This is a genomic window from Hydrogenophaga sp. (assembly GCF_030373225.1).
Lineage (GTDB): Bacteria > Pseudomonadota > Gammaproteobacteria > Burkholderiales > Burkholderiaceae_C > Hydrogenophaga.
The window spans coordinates 17,618-37,182 of sequence record NZ_JAUCZG010000033.1 but is presented as its reverse complement, the minus strand read 5'-3'; the positions used below and the strand labels follow the sequence as shown (position 1 = coordinate 37,182).

Below are 19,565 nucleotides of genomic sequence, written 5' to 3'. Positions count from 1 at the left end.
GGTGCGGTTCCGAGGTCAGAGAAAACGTTCGAGGAAACGGCGCGAGGCGCGGTCCAGCGCGTTGCGGTCGGGGATGTCGAACACCACGCCGTGGGCGCTGGTGATCAGCAGGCGGCGCTGGCCCGGCAGGCGGCGGATGTCTTCTTCCACCTTGAGCACCAGCTCGGTGGGTCCGCGGTCGGTGTCGACCTGCCAGGTGCTCGGTGTGGCGAAGGTGCTCACCTCGCGGATGCGCAAGACCACGGGCGAGAACTCGCGCTCCATGAGCGCCTGCTCGAGTGCGGTCCGCTGGCGCCCATCGAGCGCATCGAGCCGGCCCACGAACACCAGCTCGTGCCCGTCCGGTCCGATGATGGAAATCGCCTCCCGCGGTGCGCTCAGCGGAAAGGCACGCACCACCTGCACGCCGACCTGCGGCTCCCCATCGGCCCGCTGGCACACCCAGCGTCCCTGGTCGTCGCAGTGCAGGTGGAAGTCGGCTTCGGCCTGGGTGGAGGTGTTCATGGCTGCAGGTTGCCGGTGTGCGCCGACGGCTGGGGCAGGTGGTGCGCCAGGGCGTTGTCGATGTGGTCGGGGTCTTCGGCGGCGGCCTGGCGCGCCTGCGCTTCGTGCAGGCGCCAGTAGTGGCCCTGGCGCGCCATCAACTCGTCGTGCGGACCGACCTCCACCACCTCGCCCCGGTCCATCACCACCAGCCGGTCGGCCTTGCGCAGCGTGGACAGGCGGTGCGCGATCGCGATCGTCGTGCGGCCCTGCACCAGGTTGTCCAGCGCCTTCTGGATCTCCTTCTCGGTCTCGGTGTCCACCGCCGAGGTGGCTTCGTCGAGGATCAGGATGCGCGGGTCGATCAGCAGCGCACGCGCGATGCTGATGCGCTGGCGCTCGCCGCCCGAGAGTCCCTGGCCGCGCTCGCCCACCAGCGAGTCGTAGCCGTGCGTCAGCCGCAGGATGAAGTCGTGCGCATGGGCGGCGCGCGCGGCCGCCACCACCTCGTCGCGTGTGGCGCCGGGCTTGCCATAGGCGATGTTGTCGGCGATGGTGCCGAAGAACAGGAACGGCTCCTGCAGCACCAGGCCGATGTGGCGGCGGTAGTCGGCCACGCGGAAGCTGCGGATGTCGGTGCCGTCGAGCTCGATGCGGCCTTCGCTCACGTCGTGGAAGCGGCAGATCAGGTTGACCAGCGTGCTCTTGCCCGAGCCGCTGTGCCCGACCAGACCGATCATCTCGCCGGGCCGGATGCTCAGGCTCAGGTCGCGGATCACGGAGCGGTTGCCGTAGCGAAACGCGATGCCGTGCATGCTCAGGCCACCGTGCACCGGCACGCCCTGCACCGGCTCGGCCGGCTCCGGCACGTTGGAGACATGGTCCAGGATGTCGAAGATGCGCTTGGCGCCGGCGGCGGCCTTTTGCGTGACCGAGACGATGCGGCTCATCGAGTCGAGCCGGCCGTAGAAGCGACCGATGTAGGCGATGAACGCGGTGAGTACCCCGACCGTGATGTCGCCCCTGGCGATCTGCCAGATGCCGAATGCCCAGACCACGAGCAGGCCGATGTCGGTGAGCAGCGTCACCGTGGGGGTGAACAGGCTCCAGGTCTTGTTGATGCGGTCGTTGACCACCAGGTTCTGCTGGTTGGCCTCGTGGAAACGGCCGGACTCGCGCCGCTCCTGGGCGAACGCCTTGACCACGCGGATGCCCGGAATGGTGTCGGCCAGCACGTTGGTCACGTCGCCCCACACGCGGTCGATCTTCTCGAAGCCGGTGCGCAGCCGGTCGCGCACGCGGTGGATCATCCAGGCAATGAAAGGCAGCGGCAGCAGCGTGACCAGCGCCAGCCAGGGGTTGATGGAAAACAGGATGGCCGAGGTCATGAGCAGCATCAGCACGTCGGTGGCGAAATCGAGCGCGTGCAGCGAGAGAAACACAGAAAGCCGGTCGGTCTCGGAGCCGATGCGCGCGATCAGGTCGCCGGTGCGCTTGGCGCCGAAGTAGTCGAGCGAGAGACCCAGCAGGTGGTCGAAGGCGCTGGTGCGCAGGTCGGCCGCGATGCGCTCGGACACCAGTGCCAGCAGCCAGGTGCGTGCCCAGCCCAGGCCCCAGGCCACCACCCCGGCACCCAGCAGCCCCGAGAGCAGCAGCGCCACGTAGCCGGTGTCGATTCTCTGCCCGTTCTGGAACGGAATCAGCACATCGTCCATGAGCGGAATGGTCAGGTAGGGCGGCACCAGCGTGGCGGCGGTGGAGGCCAGCGTGAGCAGAAAACCCGCCAGCAACTGCCAGCGGTACGGCCGCGCGAAGCGCCACAAGCGCAGCAGCACCCAGGTGGAGGGAATCTCTGCCAGCTGGCGTGCGCAGACCTCGCAGGTCTCGCTGTCGGGGTTCACCGGCGACTGGCAGGAGGGGCAGCGCAGCCCGGTGTCCAGCACCGGTGCGGCCCCGCCCTGCAGGCGGGCCACGGCCTGGTCGAACTGGCGCACCAGCCGCAGCGCCGCCGGGTTCTGCGCCAGCGTGAAGCGCCAGCGCCGGCGCAGCCCGTGGCCATCCAGCAGGTCCAGCGTGGCCACGCCGGCCAGGTCGGTGTGCTGCAGGCGCAGCGCACTGCCCAGCGCCCAGGTGTGGGTGTCACCGGCAGCGGGCAGCTCCACCAGCTCGCCGGAGGTGAGCAGCAGCTCGCCGCGGCCGAAGCGCCCCTGCGCGTCCAGATCGAGCGTCATGCGGGCCAGCACGTCCGACGGGCCCGGGGCGGCAGAAGCGGGGCCGCTGGCGGCGGGACGGGGGGTGGCGGCGGAGGTTTGCATGAAGCGGAAATTGTGCGCCATGTCGCCGGTGTTGCTGGCGTGACATCCGGCCACAAATTGTCGCGCCCGGCCCGGTTGCAAGGCCCCGGGACGGCGCAGAATGCGGTGAGCGGGTGCCTGAGGTGCCCGCACCGGACGGCGCCCGAGCGCGTGCGTCCACCGTTGACAGCCGGGCCCTGTGCCCGGCTTTTGTGCGTTCAACCCCGGGTTTTATGGATTCAAACCGTTTTGCGCTGACCGTGCTTCGCCACCGCTTCCTCGGAGGGCCCAACATCTGGACCTACCGCTCGACGATGGAGGTCTGGCTGGATCTGGGGACGCTGGAGCAGCGCCCTTCCCACACCATCGAAGGCCTGACCGACCGGCTGCTGGCCCTGTTGCCGGGCCTGGATGCACACCACTGCGGCGTGGGCGAGGTGGGCGGCTTTGTGCAGCGGCTGCGCGAAGGCACCTGGGCCGGCCATGTGCTGGAGCACTGCGTGATCGAACTGCTGAACCTGGCGGGCATGCCCACCGGTTTTGGCCAGACGCGCAGCACCAGCCAGCCGGGCGTCTACCGCATGGTGTTTCGCGCCCGCAACCGCGCCACCGCCGAGGCGGCCCTGGGCCACGGCCACGCGCTGCTGGAAGCGGCGATGAACAACGAGCCCTTCGACGTGGCGGGCGCGGTCAAGGCCCTGCACCAGGTGGTCGATGCGACCTGGCTCGGTCCGTCCACCGCAGCGATCGTGAGCGCGGCCACCGAGCGCGGCATTCCGCACATCAGGCTGACCGAAGGCAACCTGGTGCAACTCGGCCAGGGTGCGCGCCAGCGGCGCATCTGGACGGCCGAGACCGACCTCACCAGCGCGATCGCCGAGAACATCGCCAGCGACAAGGACCTCACCAAGTCGCTGCTGCAGGGCTGCGGCGTGCCGGTGCCCGAAGGCCAGGTCGTGGCCAGCGCGGCCGAAGCCTGGGAGGTGGCGCAAGACATCGGCTTGCCGGTGGTGGTCAAGCCCAGCGACGCCAACCACGGGCGCGGCGTCTCGCTCGAACTGGCCGCGCAGGCCGACATCGAGCGCGCCTTCGCGATTGCCGACGCCGAAGGCAGCGACGTCATCGTCGAGCGCCACATCGCGGGCAACGAGCACCGCGTGCTGGTGGTGGGCGGGCGGGTGGTGGCGGCCAACCGGGGCGAGAGCCTGTGGGTCACGGGTGACGGCGTGGCCGATGTGAAAACCCTGATCGACCAGCAACTCAACAGCGATCCGCGGCGCGGCGAAGCAGAAGAATTTCCGCTCGAGACCATCCGGCTGGAGCGCGAGCCGGCCATGGCCTTGCTGCTCGAGCGCCAGGGCCTCGGCGCCGACGCCGTGCCCGCACAAGGCCAGCGGGTGCTGGTGCAGCGCAACGGCAACATGGCCTTCGACTGCACCGACGAGGTCCACCCCGAGGTGGCCTTCATGGCGAGCCTGGCGGCACGTGCCGTGGGCCTGGACATCGCCGGCATCGACATGGTCACGCAGGACATCGGTCGCCCGCTGCACGAGGTGGGCGGCGCCATCGTGGAGGTCAATGCCGGTCCCGGCCTGCTGATGCACCTGCGCCCGGCCATCGGCCAGCCCCGTCCGGTGGGTGAAGCCATCGTGGCCCAGCTGTTCGACCCGGCCACGCCCATGGCCGGGCGCGTGCCCCTGATCGGCGTGAGCGGCACCCGGGGCACCGCCCTGCTGGCCCGCGCCGCGGCTTTCCTGCTCGACCTGGCCGGTGCGCCGGCCGGCCTGGCCTCCAGCGAAGGCATCCACATCGGTCGCCGCCGCATCGAGCGCGCGGGCGCCGATTACTGGGAGCAATGCCAGCGCCTGCTGATGAACCGCGAGATTTCGGGCCTGGTGGTCGAGACCACGCCTGCGCTCATCCTGGACCACGGCCTGCCGTACGACCGCTGCCTGGTCGGCGTGGTCACCGACCTCGGCGGCTGGGAGGGTCTGGCGCAGCACGACATCCTCGATGCGTCGGGCATGCCGCGGGTGCTGCGCACCCAGGTCGACGTGGTGCTCGAGCCGGGTGCCTGCGTGCTCAACCTCGACGAACCCGGCGTGGCCGAGCTGGCCGTGCATTGCGACGGCCAGTGCCTGGGCTACGGCCGCGGTCCGGTGCCGGGCGGTGTGTTGATGCCGCGCACCGTGCGCTGGCAGGACGAGGCGGTCTGCCTCATCGACAGCGGCGAGGTGCTGGCCCGCGCACCGCTGGCGGGGCTGGCCGACCCGGCGGTGGCCCACATCCTGTGCGGCGCGGCCGCCGCCGCCTGGGCCGCCGGCCTGAGCCCGGCGCTGGTGGCCGCCGGCCTGCAGCGCTTCGACGCCCTGCCGAGCGCCTGAGCCCCCGAACCGCAACCGTCCCCGACCGAACCCCAACCGAATTCGCCCCTGCCATGGACATCTCCCGCATCCGTGCCCTGCGTGGTCCCAACCTCTGGACACGCCAGACCGCCATCGAAGCCATCGTTCACTGCGAAAGCGGCGAGCGCTCCCTGAGCGACCTGCCCGGTTTCGAGGCGGCCTTGCGCGAGCGCTTTCCCCAGCTCGGGCGCTGGCCCCGACCGGCCAGCGAGCTGTCACTGGCCAATGTGCTCAAACTGGTGGCGCTGGCCTTGCAGGCTCAGGCCGGCTGCCCGGTGAGTTTTTCGCGCTGCACCGAAACCGTGGAGCCGGGCACCTTTCAGGTGGTGGTCGAGTACACCGAGGAGCCCGTGGGGCGAGCGGCCTTCAAGGCCGCCGAGCAGCTGATCGCACTGGTGCGGGGTCAGCGCGACGAGGCGTTTGACGTGGACGCGGTGATCGCCCAACTGCGCGAGATCGACGAAGACGTGCGCCTGGGTCCGTCCACCGGCGCCATCGTCAGCGCAGCGGTCGCCCGCGGCATTCCGTTTCGCCGCCTCACGCAGGGCTCGCTGGTGCAGTTCGGCTGGGGCGCACGCCAACGGCGCATCTGGGCCGCCGAAGTGGACAGCACCAGTGCGGTGGCAGAGAGCATCGCGCAGGACAAGGACCTCACCAAGAACCTGCTGCGTGCCGCCGGCGTGCCGGTACCCCTGGGGCGTCCGGTGGACAGCGCCGACGAGGCCTGGGCGGTGGCCGGACAGATCGGCCTGCCGGTGGTGGTCAAGCCGCGCGACGGCAACCAGGGCAAGGGCGTCACGGTCAACATCGTCTCGCGCGATCACCTCGAGATGGCCTTTCGCGTGGCCAGCGAATACGGTCAGCCCATGGTGGAGAAATACCTGCCCGGCAGCGACTACCGCCTGCTCGTCGTCGGGGACCGGCTGGTGGCCGCGGCCCGGCGCGACCCGCCGCAGGTGATCGGTGACGGCCTGCACACCGTGGCCCAGCTGGTGGACGCGGTCAACGCCGACCCGCAGCGCGGCGACGGCCACGGCACCGCGCTCACCCGCATGCGCATCGACGACATCGCCCTGGCGCGCCTGCAGATCCAGGGGCACACGCCCGACACCGTGCCGAACAAGGGCGAGCGGGTCGTGTTGCGCAACAACGCCAACCTCTCCACCGGCGGCACCGCCACCGACGTGACCGACGACGTGCACCCCGAGGTGGCCGCGCGCGCGGTGGCCGCGGCCCGCATGGTCGGGCTGGACGTGTGTGGCGTGGACGTGGTGTGCGAGACCGTGCTGACGCCGCTGGAGGAGCAAAGTGGCGGCATCGTGGAAGTCAACGCCGCGCCGGGCCTGCGCATGCACCTGAGCCCGTCCTACGGCAAGGGCCGCGCGGTGGGTGAAGCCATCATCGACCACCTGTTCCCGCCCAACCAGAACGGCCGTGTGCCGGTGGTGGCCGTGACCGGCACCAATGGCAAGACCACCACCGCGCGCCTGATCGCGCACCTGCTGCACACACAAGGCATGCGGGTGGGCCTGACCAACACCGACGGCGTTTACGTGAACGGGCGCCAGACCGACAGCGGCGACTGCGCAGGCCCGCGCAGCGCGCGCAACGTGCTCATGCATCCCGACGTGGACGCGGCGGTGTTCGAGACCGCGCGCGGCGGTGTGCTGCGCGAGGGCCTGGGTTTCGACCGTTGCCAGGTGGCGGTGGTCACCAACATCGGCTCGGGCGATCACCTGGGCCTCAACTACATCACCACCGTCGAAGACATCGCGGTGCTCAAGCGCGTGGTGATCCAGAACGTGGCGCCCGACGGCTACGGCGTGCTCAACGCAGCCGACCCGCACTGCGTGCGCATGGCCGAGGTCTGCACCGGCCGGGTGATCTTTTTCGCCAGCGACGCCCACCACCCGGTGCTGGCCACGCACCGGGCGCAGGGGCACCGCGCGGTCTGGCTGGAGGGCGCGCACATCGTGGCCATTCAGGGCGAACGCCGGCACGAGGTGGCGCTGGCCGACATACCGCTGACCATGGGAGGCCGCATCGGCTTCCAGGTGGAAAACGCCATGGCCGCCCTGGCCGCGGCCTGGGCCCTGGGCATGCCGTGGGCGCGCATCCGCAAGGGCCTGGCCAGCTTCCAGAGCGATGCCGCCAGCGTGCCCGGGCGCTTCAACCTCATGAGCCTGCGCGGCGCGACCGTGATCGCCGACTACGGCCACAACCCGGACGCCATGCGCGCCCTGGTGGCCGCTGCCGAAGCCTTGCCGGCCCGCCGCCGTGTGGTCGTCATCAGCGGCGCGGGCGACCGGCGTGACGAGGACATCCGCGAACAGACCCGCATCCTGGGCGCGGCCTTCGACGACGTCGTGCTGTTCGAGGACGCCTGCCAGCGCGGCCGTTCCGAGGGAGAGGTGACCGGGCTGCTGCGCCAGGGGCTCGAAGGCGCTGCCCGCACCCGCCGTGTCGACACCATCCAGGGCGAGTTCAAGGCCATCGACACCGCGCTGGCGCGACTGCAGGCGGGCGACCTGTGCCTGGTGCTGATCGACCAGGTGGAGGCCGCGCTGGCCTACCTGCGCGAACGCTGCGACCCGGCCGGCTCCACCGCCGCCGCCGCCGTCGCCGCCGGCTGAGCCCGCAGGCTCAGCGGCTGGTCGGCGTTGCGCCGTCCCGGCGCAGCAGCCGCTGCTCCACCCCGTGGTGGAAGGCGGCGCCGGCCAGGTTGCACGCCAGCCAGGCCACGGCCACACCGAGTGTCTGCACACCCGCATCGGGGCTGGCGTAGCGCGTGAACCAGGCGTTGACCACCAGCGCCACCGGGAAATTCAGCAGGAACACCGCGTAGGAGATGCGGCCCAGGTAAGCCAGCGCGCGGCTGCGCGGCCAGCGAAACAGCCAGCCACTGCGGTGCGCCCAGGCCAGCGCCAGCGCCACGCCGAGCGCCAGCGCGATGCGGGTGCGCCAGTCGAGTGCCAGCGCCAGCGCGGTGAACAGGGCCATGGCCGCCAGCCAGGCCGGCGCGCTGTGGCCTGCGTCCGCACGGCTCACCCAGAAGGCCAGCGCGCCCAGGCCGTAGGCGCCAAAGAAGTAGATCGCCCAGTTGTCCCAGGCGCTGTCGCGGTTGAAGTGAAACAGCGAGGCCAGCACCACCGCCGCCACCAGCAGCGGCGCCGCCGCTCCCCAGCGCCGGCCCAGCCACAGCAGGCCCAGCAGCAGCGCAAACAGCTGCACGTCGATGGCCACGTACCAGACGCCGGCCGAGAGCGAATCCACGCCCAGCAGGCTGTGCACCAGCAAGGCGTGCGCCACGAACTGCCACAGGCCCGGTGGCGCCGGCAGCGAGTCGTGCGTCATCCATTGGCGGGCGACCTCGGTGCACACCATGGCCAGCAACAATGCGGCCATCAGCGGCAGGCTCACGCGCACGAAGCGCTGCCCGAGCAGGGCCAGCGGCCGCCCGGTGCGCAGCGAGCCGTCGGGCGCCAGGCTGCGCGCCGCCAGGAAACCCGCGACCACCAGGAAGATCTGCACCGCCATGCGCGCGTGCTGGCTGAACCAGCCCACCAGGCCCGGGGCGAGCTGGTGGGTCCAGTCCGACATGGGCCCGTAGAACGCGAGGTGGTGCAGCACGATGAGCTGCGAACCGATCGCCTTGAGGGCGTCAATGAAAGGCAGGCGCGCATCGGCCGACGCGGCTTGGGCGGAGGTGTTCACGGTGACGCAGTCTAGGGCCTGGGCCGTCAGCGCCGCCGAAGCAACTTTCGCACCTCGCCGAACCAGAGCACGCCGCTGGCCATGGCCACACACACGCCCCACTGGCCGACGGAGAGCGGCACGGTGCCGAAGGCCAGGTTGAGGAAGGGCAGGTGCACGACCGCCACCTGCAGCGCCGCCGACACCACCACGGCGGCCCACAGCCAGCGGTTCGAGAACATCGACGGAAACGCCGAGCGGCTCGCCGAGCGTGCGTTGAAACCATTGAACAGCTGCGTGAGCACCAGCACGGTGAACGCGGCGGTGCGCGCGAGCTCCAGGCTGTGGGGACCGGTGCCCAGCCAGCTGCCCGGCGGCTCGATCAGCCCGCCGGGCAGGAACAGGTCCAGCGTCAGCAGGGTGAGTGCTGCCATCACGACGCCGGTCTCCAGCACGTTCAGTGCCATGGGCGCGTCGATGATGCGCTGGTTGCGCGCACGGGGCTTGCGGTCCATGACGTCATCGGCAATCGGGTCCACGCCCATGGCCAGCGCGGGCCCGGTGTCGGTGATCAGGTTGATCCACAGGATCTGCGTGGCCAGCAGCGGCAGCACCACCGCACCACCGGATCCGGTGGCCGTGGCTTCCAGGCCGATGACACCGGCCCCGACCACGCCGACAAACACGGTGAGCACCTCGCCCAGGTTGGACGACAGCAGGTAGCGCAGGAACTTGCGGATGTTGTCGAGCACGCCCCGGCCTTCGCGCACGGCCAGCACGATGGTGGCGAAGTGGTCGTCGGCCAGGATCATGCGGGCCGCTTCCTTGCTCACCTCGGTGCCCGCCACGCCCATTGCCACGCCGAGGTCGGCGGCCTTGAGCGCCGGTGCGTCGTTGACGCCATCACCCGTCATGGCCACCACATGGCCCTTGCCTTGCAGCGCCTGCACGATGCGCAGCTTGTGCCGGGGCGCCACGCGGGCGAACACCGAGGTCTTCAACGCGGCGGCGGCAAAGGCATCGTCGTTGTCCAGCTGGTCGAGCTCGATGCCGGTGAGCACCGGCGCGCCGGCATCGACGATGCCGAGGTCGGCCGCGATGCGCGCCGCCGTGCGCGGGTGGTCGCCGGTGATCATGATCACGCGGATGCCGGCCTGGCGGGCCTGGGCAATGGCCTGGCTGGCTTCCTCGCGCGGCGGGTCGATGATGCCCACCGTGCCGAGGTACTCCAGATGCTGCTCGAGCGCAGCGGCCTCGGCGGCATCGCCCGGGATCTGCGCGTCGGGTGCCAGCGTGCGTCGCGCCACGCCCAGCGTGCGCAGCGCGTCACCGGTCATGGCCGCCACATCGGCCAGCACCTGCGCGTGCAGGTCGGCATCGAGCGCCACCGTGGCCTCGCCCCGGCGGGCGTGGGTGCAGTGCGCCAGCAACACGTCGGGCGCGCCCTTGGTCAGCAGCACATGCGCGTTGCCGTCGGCCGGGTCGATCACGAGCACCGACATCATCTTGCGCTGCGAGGTGAAGGGGATTTCACCGATGCGCTCCAGGCGCAGCGGCTGCGCGGGCGTGTCCGGGTCCGCCGGGGCCAGCTTGCGCTCGGCGACCAGAAACGCCGCTTCGGTCGGGTCGCCCTGGATGCCCCAGCTGCCGTCTTCGGCCTGCTGCAGCTGGGCATTGCCGGCCAGGCTGCCGCCCTGCAGCACCGCCTGCAGTTCGGAGCGCAGCGGGCCGTCCGGCAGCTCGGCGCCCGCGGTCTCGGCGTGGCCCTCGGGGACATAGCCCACGCCGGTGATGTCGCTGCGCCCGGATGCGGTCATCACGCGCTGCACCGTCATCTCGCCACGGGTCAGCGTGCCGGTCTTGTCCGACGCGATCACGGACGCCGACCCCAGCGTCTCGACCGAGGCCAGCTGCTTGACGATGGCGTGGCGGCGCGCCATGCGGCGCACGCCCATGGCCAGCACCACCGACAGGATGGCCGGCAGGCCCTCGGGCACGGCGGCCACCGCCAGCGACACGCCCAGCAGCAGCACCGTCACGACGTCGGCCAGGCTGTGGAGGTCCGAGATGAGCAGGATGGTGCCCACCACGACCGCGGCGATCACCAGCGCCGCGATGCCCAGCGTCTTGCCCAGATGCGCGATCTCGATCTGCAGCGGCGTGGGCGCGTCCGGGGTGGTGTCCAGCAAGGTGGCGATCCCGCCCATCTCGGTCTTCATGCCGGTGGCGGTGACGACGGCGCGCCCGCTGCCCTGCGCCACCGCTGTCCCCTTGAACACCATGTTGAGCCGGTCGCCCAGCGTCACCGCGGCGGGCAGTGGGGCTGTGTCCTTCAGCACCGGTTCGCTCTCGCCGGTCAGCGGTGCTTCGAGCAGCATCAAGGCGGCGGCCTGGCTCAGGCGGGCATCGGCGCCCACGGCATCGCCCTCGGCCAGCACCAGCACGTCACCCGTCACGAGTTCGGCGCTGGGCACACGAGTCACGGCACCGTCGCGCAGCACGGCCGAGGTGGCCGTGGTCATCTTCGCCAGCGCCGCCACCGCCTGCGCCGCCTTGACCTCCTGCAACCAGCCCAGCACCGCGTTGAGCACGACCACGAAGGCGATGACGATGGCATCGAGCGGCCAGCCCGCCACACCCGGCGAGCTGCGGCCCTCGAACCACCAGGCGGCCAGGGCCACGGCTGCGGCTGCGCCAAGCAGGTACACCAGGGGGTCCTGCAACTGCGCCAAAGCCCGGCGCCAGACCGGCACGGGCGGCACGGCGCGCAGTTCGTTGGGGCCGTTCGCGCGCAGGCGCCTGGCGGCCTCGTCAGCGCCCAGGCCGCTGTCGGCGTCGGTGCCCAGCGCCGCGATCACGTCGGCGATGTCGATCAGCGACGGTTCAGGCGGGGCAGACGCGGGCGGTGCCCCGGTCGCCTTCATGATCCCCGGCCCGTTGGTGCCCGGGCTGCACGCCGGTCGGTCGGCGCAGGCGGCAGGGGGAGGGTGAGCGTGGGCGTCATGCAGCCGATTGTCGTGTCCAGGGCGCCGGGCACCGTGCGCTGCCGAACGGATGCGCCTGTGTTCGTTGGCCGGGCGCGGTGCTCGCGCGCGGTGTCAGGCGCGTCGCCGGGTGTTCCCGGCCGACAGGGCGGTCATGAATTCAACGACGAAGCGGCAGTCTGCATCCCGCAGCACGCTCATGTCGCCCGCGGCCACCGGTGCCACATAGTTGCGAATGACCTGCAGGCCGGCCATGCGTTCGTCGATCTTCGACAGGACCTCTGCGGCCAGTCCCTCCATCGCCTGTTCATCGAGCCGACCGTGATCACGGTCGGACAGCAGCAGCGCGATGTCGGCCAGCGTGAAGCCGAGCTCCTTCAGGTGCCGGATGGCCTTGAGCCGGTCCAGCGTGTCGGTGCCGTATTGGCGGTAGCCGGCTGGCGTGCGGCTCTGCGGCGCGATCAGGCCCTCTTCTTCATACAGGCGCAACTGGCCGCGGGTCACCCTGGCCGCCTTGCACAAGGCGCTGGTGGTCCGCGAAGACGGGAACGCCGTGACAGTGATGACGGTTTTCATGCTTGGGGGGTGTCGGTTGGACGTGGCGTGGATTCACAAACCTCCGCTCCATCCTAAACCCGGCACCACGGTGCCAGGTCAAGGCCTTTCCATGGCCCGCATTCCGGCCGTCAAACCGCTTGACATGGCACCTTGGTGCCGGGCTTTCAATCCTTCCATCGTCACAAGCCTCCTGGAGATTGCACTTGCCCACCCATCCCGCACCCCACAAGACAGCCCTCATCACCGGTGCGTCGTCCGGCATCGGCAAAGCGCTGGCCCGTCACTTTGCGCAGGACGGCTACCAGCTCATCCTCGCAGCCCGCAGCGTGGCCAGGATGCAGGCCCTGGCCGATGAGCTGCAAAGGGAATTCAAGGTGACCGTCATCGTCATGGGCGCAGACCTCGAGACCAGCGATGGGGCAGCGAAGCTGCACGCCGGCATCCAGGCGCGCGGCATCGTGCTGAGCGCCCTGGTCAACAACGCCGGTTACGGGAGCTATGGCGAGTTCAAGGACTCGGCGCTGGCGCCGGCGCTGGCCATGATGCAGCTCAACATGAACACGGTGGTCGTGCTGACCCGGCTCTTCCTGCCCGACCTGCTGGCCACGCGCGGCAAGATCCTGAACACGGCCTCCACGGCGGCCTTCCAGCCGGGCCCCTGCATGGCGGTGTACTGCGCCACCAAGTCGTTTGTCCTGAGCTTCTCCGAGGCCATCGCCTGCGAACTGGAAGGCACCGGCGTGACCGTGACGGCGCTGTGTCCCGGACCCACCGCCTCGGGCTTTCAGGACAAGGCCGAGCTGGGCCAATCGGCGCTGGTCAAGGGCAGGCATCTGCCCACGTCGCAACAGGTGGCGGCCTTGGGCTACCGCGCCATGCAACGGGGGCAGCGGGTCTACATCCCCGGCTTCGTGAACTGGGCCATGGCGCAAAGCATGCGATTCACACCGCGCAACCTGGCCACCCGGGTGGTCAAGACCCTGATGAAACCCGTCGCATGAGGACCGCAACATGATCAACCACATGAACAGCTATTTCAGTGCAGAGAAGCAGGAGAGCCTGATCTTCATGGCCGTCGGCCTGTTGGCCATCGGCCTGGGCGCCTGGCTCTGGATGAACGGACACCGCCTGAAATCCATGGCCTGGCCGCTGGTGCTCATCGCGCTGATGCAGATCGTGGTGGGCGCCTCGGTCTACCTGCGCACCGACACGCAGTTGTCTGCCCTGAGTGCACAGCTCACCGCGAACCCTGCGGCGCTGAAGGTGGAAGAAACCACCCGGATGCAGGTGGTGCTGGCCAACTTTTCAATCTACAAGGCGGTCGAGATGGTGCTGCTGATCGTCGGCGTGGGCATGATCGCCTTCCTGCAGCGCCACGACCTCGCAGCGGGCATCGGCGTGGGCCTGGTCCTGCAGGCGGCGTTCACCCTGACGCTGGACATCTTTGCCGAGGCCAGGGGTGCGGATTATCTGTCTGCCCTCCGATCGATTCCGGCGTGAGGCGCGGACCCGGGCGATGAACCGGCGCGGTGGCGTCAGCCGCGCTGCAGATACGCCACCAGCAGATCCAGCGAGTCCACCCGACCGTAGTCGGCTTCCGGAATGTCCACACCCACCGTCTCCTGCAGCGTGATGAGCAGCTTGAGGAAATCGAACGAGTCGAGGTCGAGCTGCTCCCTGAGCGAGGCTTCGGGGTTGATGCGCTCGATATCGGCTTCGGGTGCGATGCCTCGCAACGCGCCGGCCACCGCCTGGCGCAGGGTTTCGGGGGTGTTCATGATCCGGTCTCCAGGGTGCTCAGCCGGGCCGACAGCGCGGCCAGAAAGCGCGAACCCACCAGTCCGTCGCTCACCCGGTGGTCGCCCGTCAGGACAGCGTGCAGGGTGCGGGCCGCGACCACCTGACCGTCGACCACGGCCGGGCGCAGCGCCACACGCCCCAGGCCGACCAGTGCCACCTGCGGCGGGTAGATCACGCCCTGAACCGACTCGGCGCCCAGATCGCCCAGGTGGCTCACGCTGAGCGTGGAGTCGGCCAGGTCGGAGCTGCGCAGCTGACCGTTGCGGGCTCGCTCCAGCACCGCACGCAGTGCGGCCATCAGCTCGCTGAGCGAAAGACGGTGGGCGTCGTGCACCGTGGGCACCACCAGGCCACCGCCGCGCAGCGAGGTGACCACGCCCAGGTGCACCGCCCCGGCGGGCTGGAACCCGCCGTTCTCGAAGCGGCCGTTGAGCGTGGGTGTCTGCGCCACCGCCTGCGCCACCGCACGCAGCAGCACCGCGGCGAACAGCACCCGCTCGGCCACCGGGCGCTCGCGGTTGAAGTCCTCCAGCGCGCGCAGGGGCGCCTCCACCACGATCTCGCAGCCCACGTGGTAGTGCGGAATCTCGCGCCACGAGCGCGTCATCGCCGCGCCGATGGCCGCGCGCATGGCGGTGCTGCGCGCCGGTGCCGCGGTGGGGTTGCTTGCGGCGCGCTCCACGTCGGCCAGCGTCACCGCGCGTTCGCCGGCCTGTGCGGCCAGCGCCTCGATGTCCACCCCCAGCGCCTGCGCGCGCTGCCGCGCCGCCGGCGACACGCGGGTGTGCCGACTGGCCGCGGGCGCCGGCGCTGGCGGTGCGCTGGACGCGGGCGGCGCGGGTGGTGCCTCTGCCGTTGGCGCGGTGGGCACGGTCACCGGTTCGGCGGCGAGTGTCTGCCAGTCTTCGCCTTCACCCGCGAGCACGGCCAGCATCCCGCCCACCGGTATCTCCTGCCCCGGCTCTGCCACCAGGCGGGCGATGGTGCCGTCGTGCCACAGCTCCACGTCGATCGCGCCCTTCTGGGTCTCGACCACCGCCACCACCTCGCCCCGGTGCAGCGCCTGGCCGGGCTGCACATGCCATTGCACGAAGCGCGCCGCTTCCATGTCGGCGCCAAAGGAGGGCATGCGAAGTTCGATCACGGTGCCATCAGCGCACGCGCCGCCTCGACGATGCGCGCGGCATTGGGCAGGGCCGCGTCTTCCAGGTGCCGGGCATACGGCATGGGCACCTCGGCGCTGCACACGCGCGCCGGCGGGGCGTCGAGCTCATAGAACACCTGTTCCACCAGCAGCGCCATGATCTCGGCCGCCAGGCCGCAGGTTTTCCAGCCTTCGTCCACCACCAGCGCGCGGCGCGTGCGGCGCACGCTGTCGGCGATGGCGGCCACGTCCAGCGGTCGCAGGCAGCGCAGGTCCAGCACCTCGGCCTCGATGCCTTCGCTGGCCAGCTGCGAGGCCGCCACCAGGCAGCGCGGCAGCGAGCCGCCGTAGGTGATGAGGCTCAGGTCGGTGCCGCTGCGGCGCACCGCCGCGCCCTCCAGCGACACGGCGGGCCGCGGGTCGGGCAGCTCGCCCTCGGTGTTGAGCAGCATCGTGTGTTCGAAGATCACCACCGGGTCCGGGCACTGCAGGGCCGCCAGCAGCATGCCGTGTGCGTCTTCCACCGTGGCCGGTGCCACCACCCGCAGGCCGGGCACATGGGCGTACCACACCTCCAGGCTGTGGGAATGCTGGGCCGCGAGCTGCCGGCCGGCGCCACTGGTCATGCGCAGCACCACCGGCACACCCACCTGCCCACCCGACATGTGGCGCAGCGTGGCCGCGTTGTTGACGATCTGGTCCAGCGCCAGCAGGCTGAAGTTGACCGTCATCACCTCCACGATCGGGCGCATCCCGTTGATGGCCGCACCGATGCCGCAGCCCACGAACCCCGACTCCGACAGCGGCGTGTCGCGCACCCGGTGTGCCCCGAACTCCTCCAGCAGGCCTTTGCTCACCGCGTAGGTGCCGCCGTAGCGCCCCACGTCCTCGCCCATCAGGAACACGCGCGGGTCGGCCTGCAGGGCCTGGCGCAGGCCCTGGCGCAGGGCTTCGCGGTAGCTGGTCAGCATGGCATGCCTGACGCGCCGGCGTCGGCCAGCACGTGCCGGGTGAGGTCCTGCAGCGGCTCCAGCGTGCCCGCCTCGGCAAACGCCACCGCGTCGTCGATCTCGGTCTGCACGCGGGCCTCCAGCGCCGCACGGTCCAGCCTCAGGCCCAGCGAGGTCGCGTGCGCCATCAGCGTGTCGATCGGGTCGTGCTGCTTCCAGGTGTCCACCTCGGCCTTGCTGCGGTAGAGCTCGGGGTCGAACATCGAATGGGCCCGGAAGCGGTAGGTGCGCAACTCCAGGAACACCGGGCCTTTGCGGGCCCGGGCATGGGCCAGCGCATGGCGCGCGGCCGCGCTCACGGCGGACACGTTCATGCCGTTGACGGCGATCGCCTCCATGTTGTAGCTGCGGGCCTTCGCACACAGGTCGGTGCTGGACTCCGAGCGCGCCAGCGACGTGCCCATGGCGTAGAGGTTGTTCTCGCACATCAACAGCAGCGGCAGGTGCCACAGCGCAGCGAGGTTGGCGGTCTCGTGGAACTCGCCCTCGGCCATGGCCCCCTCGCCAAAGAAACAGGCCGTGACGCGGTCGTTGCCGAGCAGCTGGTCGGCCAGTGCAAAGCCTGCCGCCATCGGCAGCGCCCCGGCCACGATGGCGTTGCCGCCGAAGAAGCGCCTGGAGACGTCGAACAGGTGCATCGAGCCGCCGCGTCCGTGGCTGCAGCCTTCCTGCCGGCCGAACATCTCGGCCATCACCGATCGCATGGACACGCCGCGCGCCAGCGCATGGCCGTGCTCACGGTAGGTGCACAGCAGGTGGTCGTCGGCGCGCAACTCGGGCACGGCCGCCGCCGCGATCGCCTCCTCTCCGATGTAGAGGTGCAGGAAGCCCCGGATCTTGCCGGCGCCATACAGCTCGGCGCAGCGCTCCTCGAAGCGCCGGATGCGCAGCATCTGGTGCAGCCAGGTGGCGGCGTCGTCGGCGCTCAGCGTCATGCGGCCTCCAGCGTGGACGTGTCGCCCTCGGGCAAACCCAGTTCCCGAGCGCGCAGCAGGCGGCGCACGATCTTGCCGCTGCGCGTCTTGGGCAGCGTGTCCACCAGCTCCAGCTCCTTCGGCGCCACCGCCGCGCCCAGGCGCACGCGCGCGAAGCCCAGCAGGTCGCGCGTGACCTCGTCGCTGGCCCTGGCACCCGGGCGCAGCACCACGAAGGCCTTGACGAGTTCGCCCAGCAACGGGTCGGGCTTGCCGATCACACCGGCTTCCAGCACGGCGGGGTGCTCCATCAGGGCCGACTCCACCTCGAACGGGCCGATGAGGTGGCCGGCGGACTTGATCATGTCGTCGTTGCGGCCCACGAACCAGTAGTAGCCGTCGGCGTCGCGCCATGCACGGTCGCCCGTGAGGTACCAGTCGCCGGCAAAGCACCGGCGGTAGCGCTCCTCCTCGCCCAGGTAGGCGCGGAACATCGAGGGCCAACCCCGGCGCAGCGCCAGTTCTCCTTCGGTGCCGGGCTCGGTGATCTCGCGCACGCTGCCGTCGTCGCTGCGCTCGACGATGCCCGCGGTGATGCCCGGCAGGGGTTTGCCCATCGAGCCGGGCCTGATGTCCATGCTCAGGTAGTTGGCGATCATGATGCCGCCGGTTTCGGTCTGCCACCAGTTGTCGTGGATCGGCAGACCGAAAGCCTCCAGACCCCAGCGCACCGCTTGCGGGTTGAGCGGCTCGCCCACGCTGGCAATGAAACGCAGGCACGGGAAGCGGTGCGAGCGCGCGGCGGTACTGCCGCTGCGCATCATCATGCGAACCGCCGTGGGCGCGGTGTACCAGACGCTCACGCGCTGCTGCTCCAGGATGGTGTACCAGCGCTCGGCGTCGAACTCGGCCTCGTCCACGATCAGCGTCACGCCCAGCGCCAGCGGCGCCAGGATGCCGTAGCTCGTGCCGGTGACCCAGCCCGGGTCGGCGGTGCACCAGTACACGTCGTCGTCCTGCAGGTCCAGCGCCATGCGGGCGGTGGCCACGTGGGCCACGATGGCTTCGTGCACATGCACGGCGCCCTTGGGCTTTCCCGTGGTGCCGCTGGTGAAGTGCAGCAGCGCAGGGCTCTGCGCATCGGTGGGGCGGGTCTGGTAGGTGGGCGAGGCCGCATCCAGCAGGGCGCGCAGATCCTGCGTGCCGGGCGGTGGCGGCGCGTCGTCGTCGGTGATCAGCAGCACATGCTGCAGCTCGGGCAGGCTTTCGCGCAGGGCCTGCACCTTGCGGCGGTACAGCGAGGAGGTGGTGACCAGCACCCGGCCATGGCCCAGCGTGAGGCGGGTGGCGATCGGCTCGGGCCCGAAGGCCGGGAACAGCGGCGTCACCACGCACTGGTGCTTGAGCGCGCCGAGCATCGCCACATACAGCTCGGGCAGACGGGGGCACAGCAGGAACAGGTGGTCACCCGCGTCCACCTGCAGGTCCTTGAGCACGTTGGCAAAGCGGTTGCTCAGGCGCGAGAGCTCGGCATAGGTCAGGTCGCGCCGCGCGCCCGCCTTGCCCAGCCAGCGCAGCGCCAGCTTGGCCGCGTGCGGGCTGCGGGCATGGCGGTCGACCGCCAGCGTGGCCATGTTGAAGCCGGGCCGGCCCTCCAGGCTCTCGTCCAGCGCGCGTCGCGCCTGCGCCCAGCTGAAGGCCGCGCAGGCCAGCCGGTGGTCCTCCAGATTGGGCGGGCGCACCGTCTGGGGCTTGTGGATGGTTTCAGCGGTGGTGGCCATGGCTTCAGTGGGCAGGCACGCCCAGCTCACGCGGCTCGCGCAACTCACGCAGACGTCGATCGAGCGTTGGTGCGTCCAGACCGGTCAGGTCCGCGTCGTGCGTCCACTTCAGCCGGCAGGCCACGCCCCGGTTCAGATGGGGCTTGATGTCGCTCAGCAGCGGGCTGCAGGCGATCAGCCAGAACGACTCGTATTCGCCGTCGACCACACCTTCCTCCAGCCGCCGGGCCAGTTCCAGGGCGAACGGGTGCACCGCTTTGCTGCGCATGCCCGGCAGCGGCCCGACATGCATGGCCTGGCCGCTGTGGTCGCGGCTCCCGGGGCCGGGACAGTCGCTCCCGGGCCCGTGGCCATTGAACCCGGCTTCGGGGAAACGCAAGGTCTCCAGAGCCACCAGGGGTTCGCCCGCACCGGTGCGGCCGAAGAAGCGGGCGAGGGACCCGTTGGCAACCACAACCCACTGCTTTTTCATGACGGGTCCTTCCGTGTTCGAGGGCAT

At 70.5% G+C, this 19,565-nt stretch carries 15 protein-coding genes; 4 read left to right on the top strand and 11 right to left on the bottom strand.

Annotated features, from left to right (window positions below; genetic code table 11):
- Nucleotides 1-15: 15 nt before the first annotated feature.
- Together QUV35_RS15965 and QUV35_RS15960 are read right to left on the bottom strand one after the other, a co-directional pair.
- Nucleotides 16-504: a DUF1854 domain-containing protein gene (locus tag QUV35_RS15965; protein ID WP_300876265.1), complete on the bottom strand. Its 489-nt coding sequence runs from the start codon at nucleotides 502-504 to the stop codon at nucleotides 16-18.
- Nucleotides 501-2,714 (bottom strand): ABC transporter ATP-binding protein, encoded by a 2,214-nt coding sequence (locus tag QUV35_RS15960; RefSeq protein WP_300876305.1) that lies wholly within the window; start codon nucleotides 2,712-2,714, stop codon nucleotides 501-503. Before QUV35_RS15960 ends, QUV35_RS15965 begins: the two co-directional genes overlap by 4 nt.
- A gap of 296 nt (nucleotides 2,715-3,010) precedes the next feature.
- On the opposite strand from QUV35_RS15960, the gene QUV35_RS15955 reads away from it, so the two are divergent.
- Nucleotides 3,011-5,161 (top strand): ATP-grasp domain-containing protein, encoded by a 2,151-nt coding sequence (locus QUV35_RS15955; RefSeq protein WP_300876262.1) that lies wholly within the window; start codon nucleotides 3,011-3,013, stop codon nucleotides 5,159-5,161.
- Nucleotides 5,162-5,214: 53 nt separating this feature from the next.
- Complete coding sequence (gene cphA, locus QUV35_RS15950; protein ID WP_300876259.1) at nucleotides 5,215-7,815, top strand: cyanophycin synthetase; 2,601 nt, start codon at nucleotides 5,215-5,217, stop codon at nucleotides 7,813-7,815.
- A gap of 10 nt (nucleotides 7,816-7,825) precedes the next feature.
- Here cphA and QUV35_RS15945 read toward each other — a convergent pair whose 3' ends face one another.
- The 3 genes from QUV35_RS15945 to QUV35_RS15935 all read right to left on the bottom strand — a co-directional run bounded on the left by QUV35_RS15945 (nucleotide 7,826) and on the right by QUV35_RS15935 (nucleotide 12,435).
- Complete coding sequence (locus tag QUV35_RS15945; protein ID WP_300876256.1) at nucleotides 7,826-8,896, bottom strand: acyltransferase family protein; 1,071 nt, start codon at nucleotides 8,894-8,896, stop codon at nucleotides 7,826-7,828.
- 26 nt (nucleotides 8,897-8,922) lie between these two features.
- The gene (locus QUV35_RS15940) at nucleotides 8,923-11,799 is read right to left on the bottom strand and encodes a cation-translocating P-type ATPase (RefSeq protein WP_300876253.1); all 2,877 of its coding nucleotides are present in this window, start codon (nucleotides 11,797-11,799) and stop codon (nucleotides 8,923-8,925) included.
- A gap of 174 nt (nucleotides 11,800-11,973) precedes the next feature.
- Entirely contained in the window at nucleotides 11,974-12,435 is a 462-nt protein-coding gene (locus QUV35_RS15935; RefSeq protein ID WP_300876250.1) for a MerR family transcriptional regulator, read from the bottom strand.
- A gap of 185 nt (nucleotides 12,436-12,620) precedes the next feature.
- Here QUV35_RS15935 and QUV35_RS15930 point away from each other — a divergent pair, with 185 nt between their 5' ends.
- Both QUV35_RS15930 and QUV35_RS15925 read left to right on the top strand, forming a co-directional pair.
- Entirely contained in the window at nucleotides 12,621-13,418 is a 798-nt protein-coding gene (locus QUV35_RS15930) for an SDR family oxidoreductase (protein WP_300876247.1), read from the top strand.
- Nucleotides 13,419-13,428: 10 nt separating this feature from the next.
- Nucleotides 13,429-13,917: a hypothetical protein gene (locus QUV35_RS15925; protein WP_300876245.1), complete on the top strand. Its 489-nt coding sequence runs from the start codon at nucleotides 13,429-13,431 to the stop codon at nucleotides 13,915-13,917.
- 35 nt (nucleotides 13,918-13,952) lie between these two features.
- Here QUV35_RS15925 and QUV35_RS15920 read toward each other — a convergent pair whose 3' ends face one another.
- From QUV35_RS15920 to QUV35_RS15895, 6 genes are read right to left on the bottom strand one after another with little or no spacing between them, the layout of a single operon-like run.
- On the bottom strand, nucleotides 13,953-14,195 hold the full coding sequence (locus QUV35_RS15920; protein ID WP_300876242.1) for an acyl carrier protein: 243 nt from the start codon (nucleotides 14,193-14,195) through the stop codon (nucleotides 13,953-13,955).
- Nucleotides 14,192-15,346 carry a dihydrolipoamide acetyltransferase family protein gene (locus tag QUV35_RS15915; protein ID WP_300876240.1) on the bottom strand — a complete coding sequence of 385 codons (1,155 nt, stop codon included), beginning with the start codon at nucleotides 15,344-15,346 and terminating at the stop codon, nucleotides 14,192-14,194. The genes QUV35_RS15920 and QUV35_RS15915 overlap by 4 nt, the downstream gene beginning before the upstream one ends.
- Nucleotides 15,347-15,357: 11 nt before the next feature.
- Nucleotides 15,358-16,332: an alpha-ketoacid dehydrogenase subunit beta gene (locus QUV35_RS15910; protein WP_300876238.1), complete on the bottom strand. Its 975-nt coding sequence runs from the start codon at nucleotides 16,330-16,332 to the stop codon at nucleotides 15,358-15,360.
- A complete protein-coding gene (gene pdhA / locus QUV35_RS15905) occupies nucleotides 16,326-17,306 on the bottom strand; it encodes a pyruvate dehydrogenase (acetyl-transferring) E1 component subunit alpha (protein WP_300876235.1) in 981 nt (326 codons plus the stop codon). The genes QUV35_RS15910 and pdhA overlap by 7 nt, the downstream gene beginning before the upstream one ends.
- The gene (gene acsA, locus QUV35_RS15900) at nucleotides 17,303-19,066 is read right to left on the bottom strand and encodes an acetate--CoA ligase (protein ID WP_300876232.1); all 1,764 of its coding nucleotides are present in this window, start codon (nucleotides 19,064-19,066) and stop codon (nucleotides 17,303-17,305) included. The genes pdhA and acsA overlap by 4 nt, the downstream gene beginning before the upstream one ends.
- Nucleotides 19,067-19,070: 4 nt before the next feature.
- Nucleotides 19,071-19,538: a host attachment protein gene (locus QUV35_RS15895; protein ID WP_300876229.1), complete on the bottom strand. Its 468-nt coding sequence runs from the start codon at nucleotides 19,536-19,538 to the stop codon at nucleotides 19,071-19,073.
- Between the last annotated feature and the right edge of the window lie 27 nt (nucleotides 19,539-19,565).